Genomic DNA, 21836 nt, shown 5'->3' with positions numbered 1-21836 from the left:
GGCGCCAAGCGGCGCTATGTCTAGAATGAAGGGCTTGTATCCTACAACGACAGACTCGCCAAGACCATTAAAGGCTGCCCGGCAGTTGCCGCCCATCAGACACATTTTTAGTGGACACAATGGAAGACACCGACCTGCACGCGCTGATGGCCAGACTCGAACTGCTAATTACCCGAGTCGAGCAACTAAAGAGCCAGAACGGACTCCTATTAGCTCAGGAAAAGACCTGGCGCGAGGAACGCGCGCACCTCATTGAAAAAAACGAAATCGCCCGGCGTAAGGTCGAATCGATGATTTCGCGCCTCAAGGCCTTGGAGCAAGACTCATGAGTTCAAGCAATAGCGTCACCGTGCAGATCCTCGACAAAGAGTATTCCGTCAGTTGCTCCCAGGAAGAGCGCAGCCACCTGCTGGCCGCCGCCCGTTACCTGGACGACAAAATGCGCAAGATCCGCAGCAGCGGCAAAGTCATCGGCGCCGACCGCATCGCCGTAATGGCCGCGCTGAATATCACCCACGACCTGCTACACAGCCAGGAACGCCCGGACGTGCAGGCCAGCGGCTCGACCCGCGAGCAAGTGCGCGACCTGCTCGACCGTGTCGACCAGGCGTTGTCCAACGACCCGGACGTCAGCAAAGGCTGAATGATGTCACCGCTTGGGGTATACTCGCGCCACTCCCTGGGGTGCTTGCCAGCTGGCGATGTCCCTGAGCCGATTCGCACTACCCTGGAAGTTGCACGTTGGGCTGGTGTGCATGTCCGCTAGACGGAAAGCCTTAAAGCCTACTGCATCTTCCACCTTGAACTTTCGGGTTCAAGGGCTAAGTCGGCAGCGGTTCATCCGGGGAGCCTGAATTCAATCCAATGCCAGTTCTCGCAACTGGCATTGTTTTATCACCGGCATGCCCAGCGGGCGGCCCACCTCGACAGCCGATCACCATGACCGAACCTGCGCCGCTTTCACGCCCGCAACTTCGACGCATGCTGCGCCGCGCCCGCCGCGCCCTCACCGCCCGCCAACAGCGCCGGGCGGCGCACGGGTTGTACCGGCAACTGGCGCAACACCCGGTTTGGCGCCGGGCCCAACATATTTCCCTGTACTTGCCCACCGACGGTGAAATCGACCCGCGCCTGCTGCTGCGCGCGGCCCAGCGGCGCGGCAAGGCCACCTACCTACCGGTACTCAGCGCCTGGCCACGCACGAAAATGGCATTCCAACGCGTTCGCCCCGGCGAAAAGCTCAAGCCCAACCGCTTTCGCATCCTCGAACCGCGGGTCAATGTCGCCCGCCAGCGCAAGGCCTGGGCCCTGGACCTGGTGCTGTTGCCGTTGGTCGGCTTCGATGAAACGGGCGGGCGCCTGGGGATGGGCGGCGGGTTCTACGACCGCAGCCTCGCGTACCTGGCGCGCCGCAAAAGCTGGCGCAAGCCGACGCTGCTGGGGCTGGCCCACGAATGCCAAAAGGTCGAAAAGTTGGATCAGGCCAGTTGGGACGTCCCGCTGCAAGGCACGGTAACCGATCGCAAATGGTACGTGGCGCGGTAGGCGCCTGGGGAGAGGTGGTTCAGCGCTTGAAGCCGGGAGCCTGCTGGGTCACTTCAATCGGCGCATCGACTTTGTTGGCCCACAGGCTCTGTGCATAACCGGTGGTCACGACGCCCAAACCGAACAAAATAACCAAAACCCAGAGCAAATCCGGTTTGCGTTTCATCGATTGCCCCCCTCAAGGCAGATCACACACGATGACAGCATCGGTTTCCGTTTATAGGCCGTGCAGCAGCGTCAAGCTTAAAAGTCCGGCATTCTGCGATAACGTGAACTGACACGCAAACCTTGACGTCAACCGACTGTCGGTTTGTCATAAAATTCGCGCATTTGCCCTTTCAGGAGTGCCCCATGGCCTATTGGCTGATGAAATCCGAGCCGGACGAACTCTCGATCCAGGACCTGGCGAAGCTCGGCCAGACCCGGTGGGATGGCGTGCGCAATTACCAAGCACGCAACTTCTTGCGGGCCATGGCCGCGGGTGACGAGTTTTTCTTCTACCACTCAAGTTGCCCTGAACCGGGCATCGCGGGAATCGGGCGCATTGTCGCAGGCGCCTACCCGGACCCCACGGCCCTCGACCCGCAAAGCCATTACTACGACATCAAGGCCAGCGCCGAGAAAAACCCCTGGAGCGCACTGGACGTGGCCCACGTCGAGACGTTCCCCAAGGTTTTGGGCCTGGGCTACCTCAAGCAACAGGCCGAACTGGCCGAAATGCCCCTGGTGCAAAAAGGCAGCCGCCTCTCGGTGATGCCGGTGACCGCCGCGCAGTGGGCGGCAGTGCTAGCCCTGCGCTGAATGGGCGAGAACTCGCCAGTCACATCCAAGGCCCATGCATCCTGCGCACAATCGGGGTAGGCTTGCCCCTCATTTGACTGATATCAACTCGCCAGAAGTGCGAACCAGCCAAACTTGGACGCTACCGCTGCAGGATGCCTTCCCCTATGTCGACAAACCATCGCTCATCTCGTCTCTTCGCCTGTTCGCTCCTGGTTCTACTGGTGGGCGCCGGTGCCTTTGGCTACTGGAAATCCTCCCAGGATCGCCTGCCCGAAGGCTTGAGCATGGGCAATGGCCGACTGGAAGCCACCGAAGTGCAGATCGCCAGCAAGATCCCCGGGCGGCTGGCCGAAGTGCGTGTCGATGAAGGCGACAAGGTGCTCAAGGGCCAACTGCTGGCACGCATGGACACCCGCACCCTCGAAGCCCAGCGCAACCAGGCCGAAGCCGAAGTGATACGCGCCCAGGAAAACTTCTCCGCGGCACAAGCCAACGTACTGTTGCGCCAGAGCGAACAACTGCTGGCCCATCAGGAACTGGGCCGCTCCCAGGAGCTGTTCAAGCGTGGCTTCGCCAGCCGCCAGATCATCGACCAGCAACAGGCCCGCCTCAACACCGGCAATGCCGCCGTGCTCGCGGCGCAAGCCCAGGTCGCGGCGGTCAAGGCCGCCATCACCGCCAGCGAGGCGCAGGTGGCGCAACTGACCAGCGAAATCGATGACAGCAGCCTGCGCGCGCCCATCGACGGCATCATTCAATTGCGCCTGGCCGAACCGGGCGAAGTGCTCGGCGCTGGCGGGCGGGTGTTGCTGCTGATCGACCCCAACGACCAATACATGAACCTCTACCTGCCCGCCTCGGTCACCGGGCGCCTGACCGTGGGCGACGAAGGCCGCATCGTGCTCGACGCCCTGCCCAACCAACCGCTGCCCGCGCGCATCAGCTTCGTCGCCGCCAAATCGCAGTTCACCCCCAAAGAGGTGGAAACCCGCGACGAGCGGCAAAAACTGGTGTTTCGCGTCAAGCTGAAACTGACCCAACCCAGTGCCGTGCCCCAGGCGAAACCGGGCATGCCCGGCGCCGGCTATGTACGCACGGCGACCGTGGACTGGCCGGCTAACCTGCAATGAGCGCCCTGGCCCTGCAAGCCGTCGGCCTCAACCACCGCTACGGCAAACAGCAAGCCCTGATCGACATCGCCTTCAGCCTGCCCAGCGGCACGCGCTGCGGGCTCATCGGCCCGGACGGCGCGGGCAAGTCCAGCCTGTTGGGGCTGATCGCCGGGGTAAAGAAACTCCAACAGGGCCAACTCGACGTCCTCGGCGGCGCCATCACCCAGCGCCGCCACCGCAACAGCCTCTACCCGCGCATCGCCTTCATGCCCCAGGGCCTGGGCGGCAACCTCTACCCGGAACTGTCGATCAGCGAAAACATCCGCTTTTTCGCCACCCTGTTCGGCTTGTCGAAGGCCGAATGCGACGAACGCATGCACAGCCTGCTGCTGGCCACGGACCTGGCCAGTTTCGCCGAGCGCCCGGCGGGCAAGCTCTCGGGCGGCATGAAGCAGAAGCTGGGCCTGTGCTGCGCGTTGATCCACGAGCCAGACCTGCTGATCCTCGACGAACCCACCACGGGCGTCGACCCGCTGTCACGCCGGCGTTTCTGGGAGTTGGTGGACGACGTGCGCCGCCAGCGCCCGCAACTGACCCTGCTGGTGGCCACCGCCTACATGGAAGAGGCCGAGCAGTTCGAACACTGCCTGATGCTCGACCGCGGCAAATTGATCGCCGACGGGCTGAGCGCCGAACTGGCCTCAGTCACCCCCAGCGGCAAGCTCGACGAAGCCTTCACCTACTTCCAGGGCGACAGCGCCCACAACAGCAAGCCGTTGGTGATCCCGCCACGGGTCAGCGACAACGCCGAAATCGCCATCGAGGCCCACGACCTGACACTGCGCTTCGGTGATTTCACCGCAGTGAACAAGGTCAGCTTCGCCATCGGCCGCGGCGAGATTTTCGGTTTCCTCGGCTCCAACGGCTGCGGCAAGACCACCACCATGAAGGTGCTGACCGGCCTGATGCCCGCCACCGAAGGCAGCGCCACGCTGCTGGGCAACCCGGTCAACGCCAAGGACCTGGCGACCCGCAAGCGCGTGGGTTTCATGTCCCAGAGCTTCTCCCTGTACGGGGAACTCAGCGTGCGCCAGAACCTGGTGCTGCATGCCCAGTTGTTCGACCTGCCCAAGGCCGAAAGCGGCCCGCGTATCGAGGAGTTGATCCAACGCTTTGGCCTGGGCGACATGGCCGAGCAACAGTCCGGCGCCCTGCCCCTGGGCGTGCGCCAGCGCCTGTCGTTGGCGGTGGCGGTGCTGCATCGCCCAGAAGTGCTGATCCTCGACGAACCCACTTCCGGCGTCGACCCGGCGGCCCGCGACGACTTCTGGCGCCTGCTGATCGAGTTGTCCCGCGAGCAAGGGGTGACGATTTTCCTTTCCACCCACTTTATGAACGAAGCCCAGCGCTGCGACCGCATCTCCCTGATGCACGCCGGCCGGGTGCTGGCCTGCGATACGCCCGAGGCGCTGCAGCGCCAGTTCCACGGCGATACCTTGGAGGCCGCCTTCGTGCGCTGCCTGGAAGACGCGCAGAAGCAACCCGAGGCACCGGCCAGCAGCCCTCCCGCGAACGCCAGCACTGGCACGCCAGGCGCCCACAAGAGCGAGCCGCTCCCCGTGGGTAAGCGCGGCTTCAGCCTGGCGCGCCTGATCGCGGTGGCCAGCCGCGAAGGCAAGGAGCTGATGCGCGACAAGGTGCGCCTGGCGTTCGCTCTGCTGGGGGCGATTTTCATGATGGTGATTTTCGGCTACGGCATTTCCCTGGACGTGGAGAAACTCGCCTTCGCCGTCTACGACCAGGACCAGACCCCGCAAAGCCGCACCTACCTGGAGGCGTTCCGCAGCTCGCGCTACTTTGCCGAGCAGGCGCCGATCCAGGATGCCAAGGAGCTGCACCAACGCTTGCAGCGCTCGGAAATCAAACTGGCGCTGGAGATCCCGCCCGGTTTCGGCCGCGACCTCTACGCCGGGCGGCAACCGGCGGTGGCGGCGTGGCTCGACGGCGGCATGCCGTTTCGCGCCGAAACCAGCCGCAACTACGTAGAAGCAGTGCACCAGGCCAACCTCGTGCAACTGGCCGAGCAGAGCAGCCCGGCGCTGGCAGCGATGCCTGCGGCCAAACTGGAAACCCGCTTTCGCTACAACCAGGATGTGGTCAGCGTCAACGCCATCGGCCCCGGCGTGATGGCGCTGATCCTGGCGTTCATCCCGGCCATGCTCACCGCCCTGGGCATCGTGCGCGAGAAGGAGTTGGGTTCGATTACCAACTTCTATGCCACGCCACTCACGCGCCTGGAGTTTCTCTTGGGCAAACAGGCGCCGTACCTGGCCGTGAGCCTGATTAACCTGGCGCTGCTGGCGGCGATGAACCGCTGGCTATTCGGTGTGCCATTCAAGGGCAGCGGCCTGACCCTGGCCCTGGGCGGCACCTTGTACGTGCTGGCGACCACCAGCATGGGCCTGCTGATCTCGGCGTTCACCCGCACCCAGATCGCGGCGATCCTGGGCACCATGATTATCACCAGCCTGCCGACCATTCAGTTCTCCGGGCTGATCGTGCCGCGCTCGTCCCTGGAAGGCGCGGCGGCGGCCATGGGCATGCTGTTCCCGGCCGGCTACTTCCTCGACATCGCCGTCGGCACCTTCACCAAGGCCCTGGACGTGCGCCAGTTGTGGCCGCAATGCCTGGCGTTGGTCGGGTTCTTCCTCGGGTTCACCGGGCTGAGCCTGGTCATGCTGAAAAAGCAGGAGGCCTGATGCACGCGTTCGCCCACATCCTGCGCTTGGGGCTCAAAGAGCTCACCAGCCTGCGCCACGACAGCGTTCTGCTGCTGTTCTTGATGTACGCCTTCACCGTGGCCATCTACATGCCCGCCGCCGGCTCGGTGATTGGCGTGCACAACGCCAGCGTGGCCCTGGTGGATGAAGACCACAGCCACCTCTCGCGCCTGCTCGCCGAATCCCTGCAACCGCCGGAATTCCAGAGCGCCGTGCTGCTGCCCTACGATCAGTTGGACAAGGTCATGGACAGCGGCCAATACACCTTTGTCATCAACGTGCCGGCTAATTTCCAGGCCGACCTGCTGGCCGGGCGCGCCCCGGCGGTGCAGGTCAACGTTGATGCCACGGCTATGAGCCAGGCGTTCATGGGCGCCGGCTATATCGGCCGGATCTTCCAGCGCGAACTGCTCAACTACGCCAGCCCCAGCGAATCAGCCAACAAAGCCCCGGCACTGCTGACCGCCCGTGCACTGTTCAACCCCAACCTGGAGGGCGGCTGGTTCTTGGCGGTGATCCAGATCGTCAACAACATCACCATCCTGGCCATCGTGCTCACCGGCACCGCGCTGCTGCGCGAACGCGAACACGGCACCCTCGACCACTTGCTGGTGCTGCCGCTGACCGCGCTGGAAATCATGCTGGCGAAAATCTGGAGCAACATGCTGGTGGTGGTGCTGTGCACCTGGGTGTCGCTGGAGGTGATCGTCAAGGGCGCCCTCGGTGTGCCGTTGGCGGGCTCGTTGACCCTGTTTCTGCTGGTCACGGCGCTGTATCTGTTCGCCAGCACCGCATTAGGGATCTTCCTCGCCACCCTGGCGCGCTCGACCCCGCAATTCGGCTTGCTGGCGATCCCGGTCATCATCCCGATGCTGCTGCTGTCGGGCGGCAGCACGCCGCTAGACAGCATGCCGCAATGGCTGCAATGGGTGATGCAGGGCTCGCCCTCGACCCACTTCGTCAGCCTCAGCGCGGCGATTCTGTTCCGCGACGCGGGGGTGAGCGTGGTGTGGCCGGACTTGCTGGCATTGGCGGGGATCGGGCTGCTGTTCTTCGCCATTGCCCTGGCGCGGTTTCGCAAGAGCCTGGCGTCTTGAAGGTGAGCAACGGGCACTAGGCGCGCGGTGCGCTCCAGCGCGGGCGAGCCCGCTTGCTACACGGCGGGTTATTGGATGATGAGGTTGTTGAACAGCAGGTCATCGACCATGGGCTTGCCAGTTTCGTCGTTCATCACTTGCTGGGTTTGCTTGAGCGCTTCCTGGCGCAGCTTTTCCTTGGCCTCGACGTTGCTCATGGTTTCGGTGGTTTGCTGGGAAAACAGCGCCACCAATTGATTGCGGATCAACGGCTCGTTGGCCTTGACCGCTTTGGCCGCCTCCTCGCCCGTCACGCGCAGGGCCACGTCAGCCTTGAACACCTTGAGCTTGGGGCTGCCGTCCAGGCCATAGTTGCCGACGAAGGGCGGGGTCAGGCTGATATAGCTGACTTTCGGCGCCGCGCCTTCTTTGGCTGCTTCCTCGGCCATCGCGGCCGTGGGCAGAGACAGGGCCAGCAGCAACAGGATCCACGCTTTCACAATTCACTCCTTATCCGGTTTGAGGCCTATGGCCACACTGGCCACTAGGATAGCGATCCGCCACTTAAGTACAAGCTTATGGCCAGCTATCAGGGCCGGGCATGCTCGTTGACCGCCCGACACCCACACCTACACTTATCGGCCATCACTCCCAAAGGAATAGCCCTGATGAAAGCCGTGCTGTGCAAAGCCTTCGGCCCCGCCGAAACGCTGGTGCTGGAAGACGTCGCAAGTCCCGAGCCCAAGAAGAATGAAATCCTGCTCGAGGTACATGCCGCCGGGGTCAACTTCCCGGACACCCTTATCATCGAGGGCAAGTACCAGTTCAAACCGCCCTTCCCGTTTTCCCCGGGCGGCGAGGCCGCGGGCGTGGTCAGCGCCGTGGGCGAGAAGGTCAGCCACCTCAAGATCGGTGACCGGGTCATGGCCCTGACCGGGTGGGGCAGCTTCGCCGAACAAGTCGCGGTGCCGGGCTACAACGTCCTGCCGATCCCCGCCGCCATGGACTTCAACACCGCCGCCGCCTTCAGCATGACCTACGGCACCTCCATGCACGCCCTCAAGCAGCGCGCCCACCTGCAACCGGGCGAAACCCTGCTGGTGCTCGGCGCCTCTGGTGGCGTGGGCCTGGCCGCCGTGGAAATCGGCAAAGCCATGGGCGCACGCGTGATCGCCGCCGCCAGCAGCGAAGAAAAACTCGCCGTGGCCAAAGCCGCCGGCGCCGATGAACTCATCAACTACACCACCACTAACCTCAAGGACGAAATCAAACGCCTCACCGACGGCAACGGCGCCGACGTGATCTACGACCCTGTGGGCGGCGACCTCTTCGACCAGGCTATCCGCGCCATCGCCTGGAACGGCCGCCTGCTGGTGGTGGGCTTCGCCAGCGGGCGTATCCCCGAACTGCCGGTCAACCTCGCCCTGCTCAAAGGCGCGGCGGTGGTCGGCGTGTTCTGGGGCTCCTTCGCCCAACGCCAGCCCCAGGACAACGCCGCCAACTTCCAGCAACTGTTCGGCTGGTTCGCCGAAGGCAAGCTCAAACCCCTGGTCTCGCAGCTCTACCCTCTGAGCAACGCCGCCCAAGCCATCAACGACCTCGGCCAACGCAAAGCCGTGGGTAAAGTAGTGGTGCAGGTGCGCTGATCGGTGGTTGGAGGGCCCGGGCTGCCGTAGGGGTGGCTCGGGCTCCCCTCTTACAAGCCATCGCTTGTCCGCCAGGACAACTAACCCACATCCCTCCCCCAGTTTTTCACACTGCTCTAGCCTCTCTGCAATGGCGCGCCCGCTCATCAAACATATGTTTTCGAGTGGGCTCTAACGCGCTATCTGGCAAAGCACCCGTCAACGCCCAGAAAGGAGGAGTTAGCCGTCAGATACTGGCCGCCAGCGTCTGTTGTGCCACGTCGCGGCAGCGCTTGAGGCGGGCTTCCAGGTTACGGTCAGGCATGGCGTGGCTGCGTAGGGCATTGACGGTTTGCTCGACGTAGTCACGGGTGGTGCCATAACGGCCGCAGGCACTTTCGAAGACTTGGCTCAGCACGCTGTCGGGCAGGTTGCCGGCGTAGCTGGGCAGGTGGCGCTCCAGTACGAACCCCAGGGCCTGCACGCGCGTACCGTCTTCAAGACGGCAGTTGAGCCAGTGGGGCCGGTAGGACGGCACGGGCATTTCGCGCTGCCAGAGGGCGTAGAGGGAATCTTGCAATTGCTCTTGCGGGAGTCGGTAGGCGAAGCCGCTGCACGAGCCGCCGCGATCCAGGCCGAAGACCAGGCCGGGGCGTTCCGGTGTGCCACGGTGTTCGTGGGACCACAGGTAAAGGCCGCGATGATAGCCATGGACCCGGCCGCGCACCCGTTCCACCGCCGAGCATTCGGGGCGCCAGATCAACGAGCCGTAGGCAAACAGCCACACCGGGCCACCGCGATGGCGGGCCAGGGTGGCCTGCATCGAGCTCATCAGTTGTTCGTGGGTGAGGGGCGACCCCAGATCGAGCCGCGGCGGATAAACCGGATTCACAAGAGCAGATTCAATGGCACTCATGGCGAATAGCGTTGAGCTCCCCGCAGTGAAGAATTACTTAATAGAACGCACCGCTGTAACAATAAGGCACATAAGTTTTAAGGCAAATTAAGTGCCATGGCACAGTTTTTAAATTCAACCTTTGTTTTATATAGCCTAACGATATCTATCCGTTTGAATAAATACCGATCAGCTATATAGCGAGTTATAACGCGCCAGGATTCAGTCGCGAGGAGCGTAGGCAAATACATCCGCACGCATTTGGTGGGGGTCCATGCCGGCGTCCACCAGGGCATCGAGGGTGGCGTAGATCATTGCCGGCGAGCCGCTGCCATAGACGTAAACCGAGGACAGGTCCTGGATGTCTTCGCACACCGCCTCATGCAGCATGCCGCAGCGCCCGTCCCAGCCACACAGGTCACTGACCACTTTGTGCAGGTAGAGGTTGGGCAGTTGTTGCCATTGGTCCCAGTGTTCGATGGCGTAGAAATCTTGAGGGCGGCGCACGCCCCAGTACAGATGCACCGGATGCTTGAAGCCCTTGGCGCGGCAGTGCTCGATCAGGCTGTGCATCTGCGCCATGCCAGTGCCGGCCGCGATCAGCACCAGGGGGCCGTCCGGCAGTTGCGACAAGTGAGTGTCGCCAAACGGCATTTCCACTCGCACCAATGGGTTGCGTTGCAGTTGCTCGATGAGGGTTTGCGCACTGGCTTCACGCACCAGTACATGGAGTTCCAGATCCCGCCCGGCGTGGGGGGCGGAGGCCAGGGAGAAGGCCGATTTCTCGCCATTCTCGCGCTCCAGCATCAGGTACTGCCCGGCGTGGTAACGCGGCGCTTTGCCGGCCGGGGTGCGCAAGCGCACACGCCAGACATCGCCGCCCACCTCCACGCACTCACTGACCTGACACGACAGGCTGCGCACCGGCAGTTCTCCCAGCGCAAGCACGCCATCCCACAGCACGATGCAGTCTTCCAGCGGCTCGGCAATGCAAGTGTAGAACTCGCCGTGGTCGCGCACCGCGCCGGCCTGTTGCACGCGGCCTTCAACCAGCAGCGCGGCGCACACGTGACAATTGCCATTGCGGCAGCTTTGCGGGCATTCGTAGCCCAGGCGCCGTGCGCCATCGAGGATCCGCTCGCCGGGCAATATCTCAAGCACTGCTCCGGAGGGCTGCAAGGTTACACGCATCAATCTATTCCTAACTGATTCCAGATGGCATCGATCCGGCGGGTGACCGCCTCGTCCTTGACGATAACCCGGCCCCACTCGCGGGTGGTTTCACCGGGCCATTTGTGGGTGGCATCCAGGCCCATTTTCGAGCCCAGGCCGGACACCGGCGAGGCGAAGTCCAGGTAGTCGATCGGCGTGTTGTCGATCATCACCGTGTCGCGCTTGGGGTCCATGCGCGTGGTGATGGCCCAGATCACGTCGTTCCAGTCCCGGGCATTGATGTCGTCGTCGGTGACGATAACGAACTTGGTGTACATGAACTGCCGCAAAAACGACCAGACCCCCAGCATCACGCGCTTGGCGTGCCCCGGGTACTGCTTCTTTATGGTCACCACCGCCATGCGGTATGAACAGCCTTCGGGCGGCAGGTAGAAGTCGGTGATTTCCGGGAACTGCTTTTGCAGGATCGGCACGAACACTTCGTTCAGCGCCACGCCGAGGATCGCCGGCTCATCGGGCGGGCGGCCAGTGTAGGTGCTGTGGTAGATCGGCTTGATACGGTGGGTGATGCGCTCGACGGTAAACACCGGGAAGCTGTCGACTTCGTTGTAGTAGCCGGTGTGGTCGCCGTAAGGGCCTTCGTCGGCCATTTCACCAGGGTGGATCACGCCTTCGAGGATGATCTCGGCGGTGGCCGGCACTTGCAGGTCGTTGCCGCGGCATTTCACCAGTTCGGTGCGGTTGCCACGCAACAACCCGGCGAAGGCGTATTCGGAAAGGCTGTCGGGCACCGGGGTGACGGCACCCAGGATGGTGGCCGGGTCCGCCCCCAGCGCCACGGAAACAGGGAACGGCTGGCCCGGATGTTTTTCACACCATTCGCGGTAATCCAACGCACCGCCGCGATGGCTCAGCCAGCGCATGATGACCTTGTTGCGGCCAATCACCTGCTGGCGGTAGATGCCCAGGTTCTGGCGGTCCTTGTTCGGGCCTTTGGTGACGGTCAGGCCCCAGGTAATCAGCGGGCCGACATCGCCAGGCCAGCAGGTCTGCACGGGCAGCATCGCCAGGTCGACGTCGTCACCTTCGATGACCACTTCCTGGCACACCGCGTCTTTGACCACTTTGGGCGCCATGGCGATGATCTTGCGGAAGATCGGCAGCTTGGACCAAGCGTCTTTCAGGCCCTTGGGCGGCTCCGGCTCCTTGAGAAAGGCCAGTAATTTGCCGATTTCGCGCAGCTCGCTGACCGCTTCGGCGCCCATGCCCAGGGCCACGCGCTCGGGAGTGCCGAACAGGTTGCCGAGCACCGGGATGTCGTAGCCGGTGGGGTTTTCAAAGAGCAGGGCCGGGCCTTTGGCACGCAAGGTGCGGTCGCAGACCTCGGTCATTTCCAGCACAGGAGACACCGGAACCTGGATGCGCTTGAGTTCGCCGCGCGTTTCCAGACCGCTGATAAAGTCGCGCAAGTCGCGATACTGCATGCTTGAGCCTCGTTTTGGCCGTGGCGTTCGGGGCACGAGTTTAGCGCCGAAGCCACCTGTTACGAATAGTGAGCTGCCCGATGATAAAGGGTCAGACAGCAAAAAGCCGGGTTTCCCCGGCCTTTTGCGGTCCCGCTCGAATTACTTGCGTTTCATCGACAGGAAGAACTCATCGTTGGTCTTGGTCTGTTTCAGCTTGTCGATCAAGAACTCGATAGCCGCGACTTCGTCCATCGGGTGCAGCAGCTTGCGCAGGATCCACATGCGCTGCAACTCGTCGTCGGCGGTCAGCAACTCTTCGCGGCGGGTGCCGGAACGGTTGATGTTGATGGCCGGGAAGACGCGTTTTTCCGCGATCTTGCGATCCAGAGGCAGCTCCATGTTGCCGGTGCCCTTGAACTCCTCGTAGATCACTTCGTCCATCTTCGAGCCGGTTTCAACCAGCGCGGTGGCGATGATGGTCAGCGAACCGCCTTCTTCGATGTTGCGCGCAGCGCCGAAGAAACGCTTCGGTTTTTCCAGGGCGTGGGCATCGACACCACCGGTGAGGACCTTGCCGGAGCTCGGGATCACGGTGTTGTAGGCACGGGCCAGACGGGTGATGGAATCGAGCAGGATCACCACGTCCTTTTTGTGCTCGACCAGGCGCTTGGCCTTCTCGATCACCATTTCGGCAACCTGCACGTGGCGGGTTGGCGGCTCGTCGAACGTCGAGGCAACCACTTCGCCGCGCACGGTGCGCTGCATTTCGGTCACTTCTTCCGGGCGCTCGTCGATCAACAGCACGATCAGATGAACTTCCGGGTTGTTGCGCGCAATATTGGCAGCGATGTTCTGCAGCATGATCGTCTTGCCCGCTTTCGGCGGAGCCACAATCAGGCCGCGCTGGCCCTTGCCGATGGGCGCACACAGGTCGATCACGCGACCGGTCAGGTCTTCGGTGGAACCGTTGCCGGCTTCCATTTTCATGCGCACGGTCGGGAACAGCGGGGTCAGGTTCTCGAAGAGAATCTTGTTCTTCGCGTTCTCGGGACGATCAAAGTTGATCGTATCGACCTTGAGCAGTGCGAAATAACGCTCGCCTTCCTTGGGAGGGCGGATCTTGCCAACGATGGTGTCACCGGTGCGCAAGTTGAAACGGCGGATCTGGCTCGGCGAGACGTAGATGTCGTCGGGGCCCGCCAGATAGGAAGCGTCAGCGGAGCGCAGGAAGCCGAAGCCGTCCTGGAGAATCTCCAGCACGCCATCACCGGAGATTTCCTCGCCGCTTTTCGCGTGCTTTTTGAGCAGAGAGAAAATCACGTCCTGCTTGCGCGAACGGGCCATATTTTCTATGCCCATCTGTTCGGCCAATTCGAGCAGTTCGGTAATCGGCTTTTGCTTGAGTTCAGTCAGATTCATATAGGAATGACGTAATCATTTATGGAGGGGGGGGAAATTAAGCTTTTGGCTTAATGAGGCCGCGCCGCGGAGAAGGCGACAGGATCGCGTACTAATCGAAAGGAGAGCGTCGGCGACGGCTTGCAGGGGGCAATGGAGAAACCAGTGCGGGGCCGAATGTAACACCTGAATTTAGGAGCGTCTAGCCCTGAACAATGAAAAGCCCCGCAATTTGCGGGGCTTTTCATCAGGCTTAGATGTTGGCGTCGAGGAAGGCTGCTAACTGCGACTTCGACAGCGCACCGACCTTGGTGGCTTCGACATTGCCGTTCTTGAACAGCATCAGCGTCGGGATACCACGCACGCCATGCTTGGCTGGCGTTTCCTGGTTTTCGTCGATGTTCAGCTTGGCAACGGTCAGTTTGCCTTTGTAGGTTTCAGCAATCTCGTCCAGGACTGGCGCGATCATTTTGCAAGGGCCACACCACTCAGCCCAGTAATCGACCAATACAGCGCCTTCGGCCTTGAGTACGTCAGCCTCGAAGCTAGCGTCGCTAACGTGTTTGATAAGATCGCTGCTCATGGAAGTCTCCAGGTTGTAAGCAAAAAAACGTGGCCCATCATAGCCGCCCTTCCCCCGTTCAGGAAGCCGCAGATGATTGACTATCACTATGGCAATTCATGGCTTTGGGTATAGGGCAATGCCGCACATTCCGCTAATTACAGCAGAAAATTCTGACCGCACCGTAGCCTCGCGCTCGAAGTAAGAGAGGAAGTGAGCTTGATGGCGAAATGCCTCACCAGAAGCACAACAGGCCGCGACATGGGTCGCAGCCTGTTTTTGGGCGGGGTTGCCGGGTTACAACTTGATCCAGGTCGCCTTCAGCTCGGTGTACTTGTCAAAGGCGTGCAGCGACTTGTCACGGCCATTACCGGACTGCTTGAAGCCACCGAACGGCGCGGTCATATCGCCGCCATCGTACTGGTTGACCCACACACTGCCCGCACGCAACGCCTTGGCTGTCAGGTGCGCCTTGGAGATATTGGACGTCCACACCGCCGCCGCCAGCCCATAAGGCGTGTCGTTGGCAATCTCAATGGCTTCCTCGACCGAGTCGAAGGCAATCACCGATAGCACCGGGCCAAAGATCTCTTCCTGGGCAATTTTCATCGCATTGCTGACGCCGTCGAAAATCGTTGGCTCAACATAGGTGCCACCGGTTTCCTGGAGAATGCGCTTGCCACCCACCACCAGTTTGGCGCCATCGCTATGGCCGGACTCGATGTAGGACAGCACGGTGTTCATCTGCTGGGTATCGACCAGCGCGCCGACATTGGTGGCCGGGTCCAGCGGGTTGCCGGGCTTCCAGCCCTTGAGCGCCTCGATCACCAGCGGCAGGAATTTATCCTTGATCGAGCGCTCCACCAGCAGGCGCGAGCCAGCGGTGCAGACTTCGCCCTGGTTGAAGGCAATAGCGCCGGCGGCAGACTCGGCCGCGGCCTGTAGGTCCGGGGCATCGGCAAATACGATGTTCGGGCTCTTGCCGCCCGCCTCCAACCACACCCGCTTCATGTTGGATTCGCCGGAGTAGATCAGCAGTTGCTTGGCGATTTTGGTGGAGCCGGTGAACACCAGGGTATCGACATCGTTATGCAGGGCCAGGGCCTTGCCCACGGTGTGGCCGTAACCCGGCAACACGTTGAGCACGCCCTTGGGAATACCCGCTTCAACCGCCAATGCAGCGATACGGATGGCCGTCAGCGGTGACTTTTCAGAGGGCTTGAGCACCACCGAGTTACCGGTGGACAGCGCCGGGCCGAGTTTCCAGCAGGCCATCATCAGTGGGAAGTTCCACGGCACAATGGCCGCAACCACGCCCACAGGCTCACGGGTAACCAAGCCCAATTGGTCATGGGGCGTGGCAGCCACTTCATCGTAGATCTTGTCGATCGCCTCGCCGCTCCAGCTCAAGGCCTGGGCAGCACCGGGCACGTCGATGCCCAGGGAGTCACTGATGGGCTTGCCCATGTCGAGGGTTTCAAGCAGGGCCAACTCTTGGGCGTTGTCCTTGAGCAGGGCGGCAAAGCGGATCATGGTGGCTTTGCGCTTGCTCGGCGCCAGGCGCGACCACACGCCGGAATTGAAGGTGGCACGAGCGTTTTCCACAGCGCGCTGCGCATCGGCGACGTCACAACTGGCGATGCTGCCCAGCAGCCGGCCATCGACCGGGCTGATACATTCAAAGGTGTCGCCGGAAACCGAAGCAGTGTATTCGCCATTGATATAGGCACGGCCTTCGATCTTCAGATCACGAGCACGTTGTTCCCAGTCGGCACGAGTCAGGGTGGTCATACGTGTGTCCTCCTCTTGTTGAATACAGGCGCTGTGCGTTCTATGCAGGCACCTTCAGGAATTCTGCCCGGCCAGCCTTCACATCGGCCCAAGGCAACCGCCACCCTAAACCAGCGGCCGCCAAAGTTTCAATATATTTGACACAAGGCCCCTGCAGCGCCTTGCGATGTTCATTTTAATAAACATAGACTTCGGACTTTTCAGCCATCCGCGCCGCAATCACGGGAGAAAACAGCAATGGGTATCCAAGAGATTGTCGACTTCAGCCAAGCCAATACCCCAGCGGAACGCTATCGCCCCACCGAGGAAAAAATCCTCAAGGGCGACCCACAGCAAACCCTCTACAACCACTACAACAGCCCCTGCGGCCAGATGAACGCGGGCGTATGGGAGGGCGATGCCGGGCAATGGCGGGTCAATTACACCGAACATGAATACTGCGAGATCATCCAGGGCGTCTCCGTCCTGCGTGACGACGACGGCAATGCAAAGACCCTGCGGGCGGGGGACCGATTTGTGATTCCGGCCGGGTTCCGAGGCACCTGGGAAGTGTTACAACCCTGTCGGAAAATCTACGTGGTGTTCGAGCAAAAAGCCTGACGGCGCCTTCACCAGGCAGCATCTGGAAACACTTATGCAGAACCCAGGCCAGGCAATTCATGACTTGGCGACCACACTGTTTTCAGCGCTCTGAAAATCCAATCGCTACCGAATATCGCAGGAAGCGGTATTCGCCGGTTGATCGATAGGGCGCTTCCCCATGAACAGTCACGCAAGGAAGCAAAAAATGCCCGATAACACATGCGATATTTCTATCGCTCAATACGCCATCGGTATGCTCGCCACCGAAGAGCTGCTCGCCGAGGTTCGTCAAAAGGCCAATGGAGCACAGGTAAGGTTCACCGGCCCACGATTCCCATCCACCTGGGATCGACGCCCAACCCGCATAAACCTGCAAACCGATGCCGACAAGATTATCCGTAGCATCAACTGCGGCTGAGTAAAAACAGGCAAAGAAAAAGGCCCGTATCTCGCGATACGGGCCTTTTTCTTAAAGGAGGCCAAATCAATTACTTGATTTTGCCTTCTTTGTAGATCACGTGCTTACGAACAACCGGATCATATTTCTTGATCTCGATTTTGTCCGGAGTCGTGCGCTTGTTCTTGTCGGTAGTGTAGAAGTGACCAGTACCGGCGCTCGAGATCAAACGAATCAATTCACGCATGATTTAGCTCCCTTAGATCTTGCCAGCACGGCGGATTTCGGCCAGCACGACAGTGATGCCACGCTTGTCGATAATACGCATGCCTTTGGCAGATACGCGCAGACGCACGAAACGTTTCTCTTCTTCAACCCAGAAGCGGTGATGCTGCAGGTTTGGCAGGAAACGACGACGGGTTTTGTTGTTTGCGTGGGAAATGTTATTCCCAGTCACCGGACCCTTACCGGTAACTTGACAGACTCTCGACATGCCTCAGCCCTCTAAAACCACATGCCCAACCCGGCATGGGTTGGCCGCTTAATCTCTCAGTCATTTGGCGCCAGGCGCCGCGTTTCTTTAAGGGTCTTACCGGCTACACCTACAAGCGAAGGAACCGGGCCCCTAGAAAAGAGCGCTGCTTTATACCAGAAAGACCTCAGAGCAACAACAGCCCATGTGATTTTGCTTTTGCGCGACGGCTGCTTTATCGGCGCTAGAGCGCCCGCCAAACAGCCGAAATACGCTGCGCCGCTCATCGCCCGAGGCGGTCTTGCGCCCGCCCGGCAAGGCCCGACCGCCATCACCGGAGTAAACGCCCTCCAGCAGCCGGGGCCCCACAACCATCGCAGGCGCCGTGCGGGAGCGATTCAACAAAAACAAAAAACCGACCAATGACCCGCGGTCGATGACGTAAATGCACTGCCCGAAACAAAATGAAAAATAGGATAGTCATTTCCAAAAGACGCCACTAGGGTAGGACTTTTCCAGACTGCGCGCGCAGATGGGCCCTCGATCTGCAAAGGACACCGAATATGCGTCTCGCCGCCCTGCCCCTGCTGCTGGCTCCGTTCCTAAGCCCGCTGGCCCATGCCGCCGCCCTGAGCGTGTGCACGGAAGCCAGCCCGGAAGGGTTCGACGTGGTGCAGTACAACTCGCTGACCACCACCAACGCCTCGGCCGATGTATTGATGAACCGCCTCGTGGACTTCGATACCGCCAGTGGCAAGGTAGTCCCCAGCCTGGCCGACAGCTGGGAAATTTCCCCGGATGGCCTCAGCTATGTGTTCAAGCTGCATCCGCAGGTGAAGTTCCATAAAACGGACTACTTTAACCCCAGCCGCGAGCTGACCGCCGAAGACGTGAAGTTCAGCTTCGACCGCATGCTTGATCCTGCAAACCCATGGCACAAAATCGCACAAAGCGGCTTCCCACATGCGCAATCGATGCAGTTGCCCGCGCTGATTAAAAAGATCGACGCCCTCGACCCTCTCACTGTGCGCTTTACCCTCGACCACCCGGACTCCACCTTTCTGGCCACCCTGAGCATGGGTTTCGCCTCTATTTATAGCGCCGAGTATGCCGACCAATTGCTCAAGGCCGGCACGCCCGAGAAGCTCAACAATCAGCCAATCGGTAGTGGCCCGTTTATTTTCACGCGCTTTCAAAAAGACGCAGTGATCCGCTACAAGGCCAACCGCGACTACTTCGCCGGTAAGCCTGCGGTCGACAACCTGATTTTCGCCATCACCCCCGATGCCAACGTTCGGCTGCAAAAGCTGCGACGCAATGAATGCCAGATCGCCCTCTCGCCCAAACCATTGGACGTGAACACCGCCCGGCAGGACCCGACGCTCAAGGTCGAGCACACGCCCGCATTCATGACCGCATTCATCGCCATCAATAGCCAGCATCCGCCTCTGGACAAACCGCAAGTGCGCCAGGCGATCAACCTGGCGTTCGACAAAACCAGCTACCTCAAAGCCGTGTTCGAGGACACCGCCGAAGCCGCCAACGGCCCTTACCCACCCAATACCTGGAGCTACGCCAAGGAGTTGCCGGGCTATGGCCACGACGCTGCCAAGGCTCGGGAGTTACTGGCCAAGGCCGGCCTCAAGGACGGTTTCAAAACCACTCTCTGGACGCGCCCCTCCGGCAGCCTGCTCAACCCCAACCCCAGCCTTGGCGCGCAATTGCTCCAGGCGGACCTGGCAGAGGTCGGCATCCAAGCGGAAATCCGCGTGATCGAGTGGGGCGAACTGATTCGTCGGGCCAAGGCCGGGGAACATGACCTGCTGTTCATGGGCTGGGCCGGCGACAACGGCGACCCGGACAACTTCCTGACCCCGCAGTTTTCCTGCGCGGCCGTGCAATCGGGCACCAACTTCGCCCGTTACTGCGACCCAGGCCTGGACAAGCTCATCAGCGCTGGCAAGACCACCAGCGAGCAAGGTGTACGCAGCAAGTTGTACGAACAGGCGCAGACGCAAATCCAGCAACAGGCGCTGTGGGTACCCCTGGCGCACCCCACTGCGTTTGCCCTGACCCGCAAAAATATCGAAGGCTATTCGGTCAGCCCATTCGGCCGTCAGGACTTTTCGAAAGTCAGCGTCAAATGATGGGCGCCGCATCGTCACATCCAGCCGTACTCCACCATGGATATCGGGTCTTCGCCCCCGACGATGATGTGGTCCAGCACCTGCACGTCAACTAACTCCAGCGCCTCTTGCAGGCGCTTGGTCAGCACCCGGTCCGCAGGGCTGGGGTCGGCGACACCCGAAGGGTGGTTGTGGGCCAGGATCAACGCCGCGGCGTTGTGCGCCAGCGCCCGTTTGACCACTTGCCGGGGGTAGACGCTGGCGCTGTCGATGGTGCCGCGAAACAGCGACTCAAACGCCAGCACCCGGTGCTTGGCGTCCAGGAACAAGCAACCAAACACCTCATGGGGTTCATGGCGCAGTAACGCCTTGAGGTAGTCGCGCACTGCCTCCGGGCTCTCCAGTACCGATTCGCGCTGGAGCTTTTCTGCCAGGTGCCGGCGCGCCATTTCCAGCACAGCCTGCAATTGGGCGAACTTAGCCGGCCCAAGCCCCAGCTGTCGACTGAACGCCGGCAGATCCGCCTCCAACAGCGCCCGCAGGCTGCCGAATTGCAGGAGCAGGTGGCGCGCCAGATCGACGGCGCTCTTGCCCGTTACCCCGGTACGCAGAAAAATCGCCAGCAGTTCAGCATCAGAAAGCGTCGCCGCGCCGGACTCCAAAAGCTTCTCTCGCGGACGCTCCGCGGCAGGCCAATTGCGGATGCTCATAGCACCTCCTTGTGGATGGGCGCCGCTGTTCCATAGCGGTCGCTGTGTTATCGTAGCCCATCTTTTTTGCGCGTGATTTGGCCTGGGGAGGGACATCGCGCGCAGTCATCACTGAACTCAAAGGCAGGCCTATGCAGCGGCTGTATCGGAAACGCATTGTTCTGGGCGTTGGCGGCGGCATTGCTGCCTACAAGAGCGCCGAGCTGGTTCGCCGGCTCATCGACCAGGGCGCGCAAGTGCGTGTGGTCATGACCCGCGGTGGCAGTGAGTTCATCACCCCGCTGACCATGCAAGCGTTGTCCGGGCACCCGGTTCACCTGGACTTGCTCGACCCGGCCGCCGAAGCGGCAATGGGTCATATCGAACTGGCCCGCTGGGCCGACCTGGTGCTGATCGCGCCCGCCACCGCAGACCTGATTGCGCGCCTGGCCCAAGGCATCGCCAACGATTTGCTGACCACCCTGGTGCTGGCCACCGACGCCACCATCGCCATCGCCCCCGCGATGAACCAAGCCATGTGGCGCGACCCGGCCACCCTGGCCAACACCCAGTTGCTGGAAAGCCGTGGCGTGCGTGTGTTCGGCCCGGGCTCCGGGAGCCAGGCCTGCGGCGACGTCGGCATGGGCCGCATGCTCGAAGCCAACGACCTGGTGGACTGCGCTGCCAATTGCTTCCAGCGCCAGGCGCTGACCGGCAAGCACGTGCTCATCACCGCCGGGCCGACCCAGGAAAACATCGACCCGGTGCGCTACATCACCAACCACAGCTCCGGGAAAATGGGCTTCGCCCTGGCCGAAGCCGCGGTGGAAGCAGGCGCCCGCGTCACGCTGATTACCGGCCCCGTGCACTTGCCGACCCCGGACCGCGTTACCCGCATCGACGTGGTCAGTGCTCGGGACATGCTCGCCGCCTGTGAAGCTGCGATGCCATGCGACCTATTCATCGCCTCGGCAGCAGTCGCGGACTACCGCCCCGAAGTGGTTGCCCCGCAAAAACTCAAGAAAGACCCTACAAACGGCGACGGCCTGTTACTACAAATGGTGCGCAACCCAGACATCCTGGCCAGCATCTCAACCCGTCCGGACCGCCCCTTCAGCGTCGGCTTCGCCGCCGAGACCGAACACCTGCTGGACTACGCCGCGCGCAAGCTCAAAGACAAGAACCTCGACCTGATCGTCGCCAACGACGTGGCCAACCCCAGCATTGGTTTCAACAGCGAGGAAAACGCCTGCAGCGTGATCGACCGCGAACTGCACGCCACCCTTTTCGCCCAGACCAGCAAGGGCAAGATTGCCCGCCAACTGATTGCTTTTATCGCCGACCGACTGAACCAGGTTTAACAC

General features: G+C 61.5%; 23 protein-coding genes and 1 other RNA gene. 13 read left to right on the top strand and 11 right to left on the bottom strand.

What is annotated here, in order from left to right; translation table 11 throughout:
• Positions 1-119: 119 nt before the first annotated feature.
• From AC19YT_RS13355 to AC19YT_RS13340, 4 genes are all read left to right on the top strand, one after another.
• Positions 120-329 carry a TIGR02449 family protein gene (locus AC19YT_RS13355; protein WP_017125437.1) on the top strand — a complete coding sequence of 70 codons (210 nt, stop codon included), beginning with the start codon at positions 120-122 and terminating at the stop codon, positions 327-329.
• Positions 326-643 carry a cell division protein ZapA gene (locus AC19YT_RS13350; protein WP_095108713.1) on the top strand — a complete coding sequence of 106 codons (318 nt, stop codon included), beginning with the start codon at positions 326-328 and terminating at the stop codon, positions 641-643. The genes AC19YT_RS13355 and AC19YT_RS13350 overlap by 4 nt, the downstream gene beginning before the upstream one ends.
• A 30-nt stretch (positions 644-673) precedes the next feature.
• A non-coding RNA gene (gene ssrS, locus AC19YT_RS13345) (6S RNA) lies at positions 674-852 on the top strand.
• Positions 853-939: 87 nt separating this feature from the next.
• Positions 940-1545 (top strand): 5-formyltetrahydrofolate cyclo-ligase, encoded by a 606-nt coding sequence (locus tag AC19YT_RS13340; protein ID WP_095108712.1) that lies wholly within the window; start codon positions 940-942, stop codon positions 1543-1545.
• A 19-nt stretch (positions 1546-1564) separates the two neighbouring features.
• Here the strand turns inward: AC19YT_RS13340 and AC19YT_RS13335 are convergent, their stop codons facing one another.
• Entirely contained in the window at positions 1565-1711 is a 147-nt protein-coding gene (locus tag AC19YT_RS13335) for a hypothetical protein (RefSeq protein WP_095108711.1), read from the bottom strand.
• A 185-nt stretch (positions 1712-1896) separates the two neighbouring features.
• On the opposite strand from AC19YT_RS13335, the gene AC19YT_RS13330 reads away from it, so the two are divergent.
• From AC19YT_RS13330 to AC19YT_RS13315, 4 genes are all read left to right on the top strand, one after another.
• Complete coding sequence (locus AC19YT_RS13330) at positions 1897-2346, top strand: EVE domain-containing protein (protein WP_095108710.1); 450 nt, start codon at positions 1897-1899, stop codon at positions 2344-2346.
• 146 nt (positions 2347-2492) lie between these two features.
• Positions 2493-3458: an HlyD family secretion protein gene (locus AC19YT_RS13325; RefSeq protein WP_095108708.1), complete on the top strand. Its 966-nt coding sequence runs from the start codon at positions 2493-2495 to the stop codon at positions 3456-3458.
• The gene (rbbA, locus tag AC19YT_RS13320) at positions 3455-6199 is read left to right on the top strand and encodes a ribosome-associated ATPase/putative transporter RbbA (protein WP_500598477.1); all 2745 of its coding nucleotides are present in this window, start codon (positions 3455-3457) and stop codon (positions 6197-6199) included. Before AC19YT_RS13325 ends, rbbA begins: the two co-directional genes overlap by 4 nt.
• Complete coding sequence (locus AC19YT_RS13315; protein WP_095108705.1) at positions 6199-7317, top strand: ABC transporter permease; 1119 nt, start codon at positions 6199-6201, stop codon at positions 7315-7317. The genes rbbA and AC19YT_RS13315 overlap by 1 nt, the downstream gene beginning before the upstream one ends.
• A 68-nt stretch (positions 7318-7385) precedes the next feature.
• Here AC19YT_RS13315 and AC19YT_RS13310 read toward each other — a convergent pair whose 3' ends face one another.
• Positions 7386-7796, bottom strand: a complete 411-nt coding sequence (locus AC19YT_RS13310; protein WP_095108703.1) for a flagellar basal body-associated protein FliL — start codon at positions 7794-7796, stop codon at positions 7386-7388.
• 168 nt (positions 7797-7964) lie between these two features.
• On the opposite strand from AC19YT_RS13310, the gene AC19YT_RS13305 reads away from it, so the two are divergent.
• A complete protein-coding gene (locus AC19YT_RS13305) occupies positions 7965-8942 on the top strand; it encodes an NADPH:quinone oxidoreductase family protein (protein ID WP_500610438.1) in 978 nt (325 codons plus the stop codon).
• A gap of 226 nt (positions 8943-9168) precedes the next feature.
• Here the strand turns inward: AC19YT_RS13305 and AC19YT_RS13300 are convergent, their stop codons facing one another.
• The 6 genes from AC19YT_RS13300 to AC19YT_RS13275 form a co-directional block, all read right to left on the bottom strand.
• Positions 9169-9837, bottom strand: coding sequence for a gamma-glutamylcyclotransferase (locus AC19YT_RS13300; protein WP_095108700.1), 669 nt, complete (start codon positions 9835-9837; stop codon positions 9169-9171).
• A 201-nt stretch (positions 9838-10038) separates the two neighbouring features.
• Positions 10039-11007, bottom strand: a complete 969-nt coding sequence (locus tag AC19YT_RS13295; RefSeq protein WP_095108699.1) for a CDP-6-deoxy-delta-3,4-glucoseen reductase — start codon at positions 11005-11007, stop codon at positions 10039-10041.
• Positions 11007-12473, bottom strand: a complete 1467-nt coding sequence (gene ubiD, locus AC19YT_RS13290; RefSeq protein WP_095108698.1) for a 4-hydroxy-3-polyprenylbenzoate decarboxylase — start codon at positions 12471-12473, stop codon at positions 11007-11009. Before ubiD ends, AC19YT_RS13295 begins: the two co-directional genes overlap by 1 nt.
• Before the next feature lie 141 nt (positions 12474-12614).
• Entirely contained in the window at positions 12615-13874 is a 1260-nt protein-coding gene (gene rho, locus AC19YT_RS13285; RefSeq protein WP_095108697.1) for a transcription termination factor Rho, read from the bottom strand.
• Between the two features lie 232 nt (positions 13875-14106).
• A complete protein-coding gene (gene trxA / locus AC19YT_RS13280; protein ID WP_003206727.1) occupies positions 14107-14436 on the bottom strand; it encodes a thioredoxin TrxA in 330 nt (109 codons plus the stop codon).
• A 276-nt stretch (positions 14437-14712) separates the two neighbouring features.
• Positions 14713-16206: an aldehyde dehydrogenase gene (locus tag AC19YT_RS13275; RefSeq protein ID WP_095108696.1), complete on the bottom strand. Its 1494-nt coding sequence runs from the start codon at positions 16204-16206 to the stop codon at positions 14713-14715.
• A gap of 237 nt (positions 16207-16443) precedes the next feature.
• Here AC19YT_RS13275 and AC19YT_RS13270 point away from each other — a divergent pair, with 237 nt between their 5' ends.
• Both AC19YT_RS13270 and AC19YT_RS13265 read left to right on the top strand, forming a co-directional pair.
• On the top strand, positions 16444-16806 hold the full coding sequence (locus AC19YT_RS13270) for a cupin domain-containing protein (RefSeq protein ID WP_095108695.1): 363 nt from the start codon (positions 16444-16446) through the stop codon (positions 16804-16806).
• A 187-nt stretch (positions 16807-16993) separates the two neighbouring features.
• Positions 16994-17206 carry a peptidase inhibitor gene (locus tag AC19YT_RS13265; RefSeq protein ID WP_095108694.1) on the top strand — a complete coding sequence of 71 codons (213 nt, stop codon included), beginning with the start codon at positions 16994-16996 and terminating at the stop codon, positions 17204-17206.
• 70 nt (positions 17207-17276) lie between these two features.
• On the opposite strand, the gene rpmG is transcribed toward AC19YT_RS13265, so the two are convergent.
• Both rpmG and rpmB read right to left on the bottom strand, forming a co-directional pair.
• Positions 17277-17432: a 50S ribosomal protein L33 gene (gene rpmG / locus AC19YT_RS13260; RefSeq protein WP_003177274.1), complete on the bottom strand. Its 156-nt coding sequence runs from the start codon at positions 17430-17432 to the stop codon at positions 17277-17279.
• A 12-nt stretch (positions 17433-17444) separates the two neighbouring features.
• Positions 17445-17678: a 50S ribosomal protein L28 gene (rpmB, locus tag AC19YT_RS13255; protein ID WP_019410280.1), complete on the bottom strand. Its 234-nt coding sequence runs from the start codon at positions 17676-17678 to the stop codon at positions 17445-17447.
• Between the two features lie 542 nt (positions 17679-18220).
• Between rpmB and AC19YT_RS13250 the strand changes: the two genes are divergently transcribed.
• Positions 18221-19804 carry an ABC transporter substrate-binding protein gene (locus AC19YT_RS13250; RefSeq protein ID WP_095108693.1) on the top strand — a complete coding sequence of 528 codons (1584 nt, stop codon included), beginning with the start codon at positions 18221-18223 and terminating at the stop codon, positions 19802-19804.
• 14 nt (positions 19805-19818) lie between these two features.
• Here AC19YT_RS13250 and radC read toward each other — a convergent pair whose 3' ends face one another.
• Positions 19819-20493, bottom strand: coding sequence for a RadC family protein (radC, locus tag AC19YT_RS13245; protein WP_095108692.1), 675 nt, complete (start codon positions 20491-20493; stop codon positions 19819-19821).
• A 131-nt stretch (positions 20494-20624) separates the two neighbouring features.
• Here radC and coaBC point away from each other — a divergent pair, with 131 nt between their 5' ends.
• Positions 20625-21833, top strand: a complete 1209-nt coding sequence (gene coaBC, locus AC19YT_RS13240) for a bifunctional phosphopantothenoylcysteine decarboxylase/phosphopantothenate--cysteine ligase CoaBC (RefSeq protein WP_095108691.1) — start codon at positions 20625-20627, stop codon at positions 21831-21833.
• Positions 21834-21836 lie beyond the last annotated feature (3 nt).

The organism is Pseudomonas sp. MF08875, from assembly GCF_059862525.1.
Note: the sequence above shows the minus strand (reverse complement) of the source record. Positions and strands in the feature narration are given on the sequence as shown.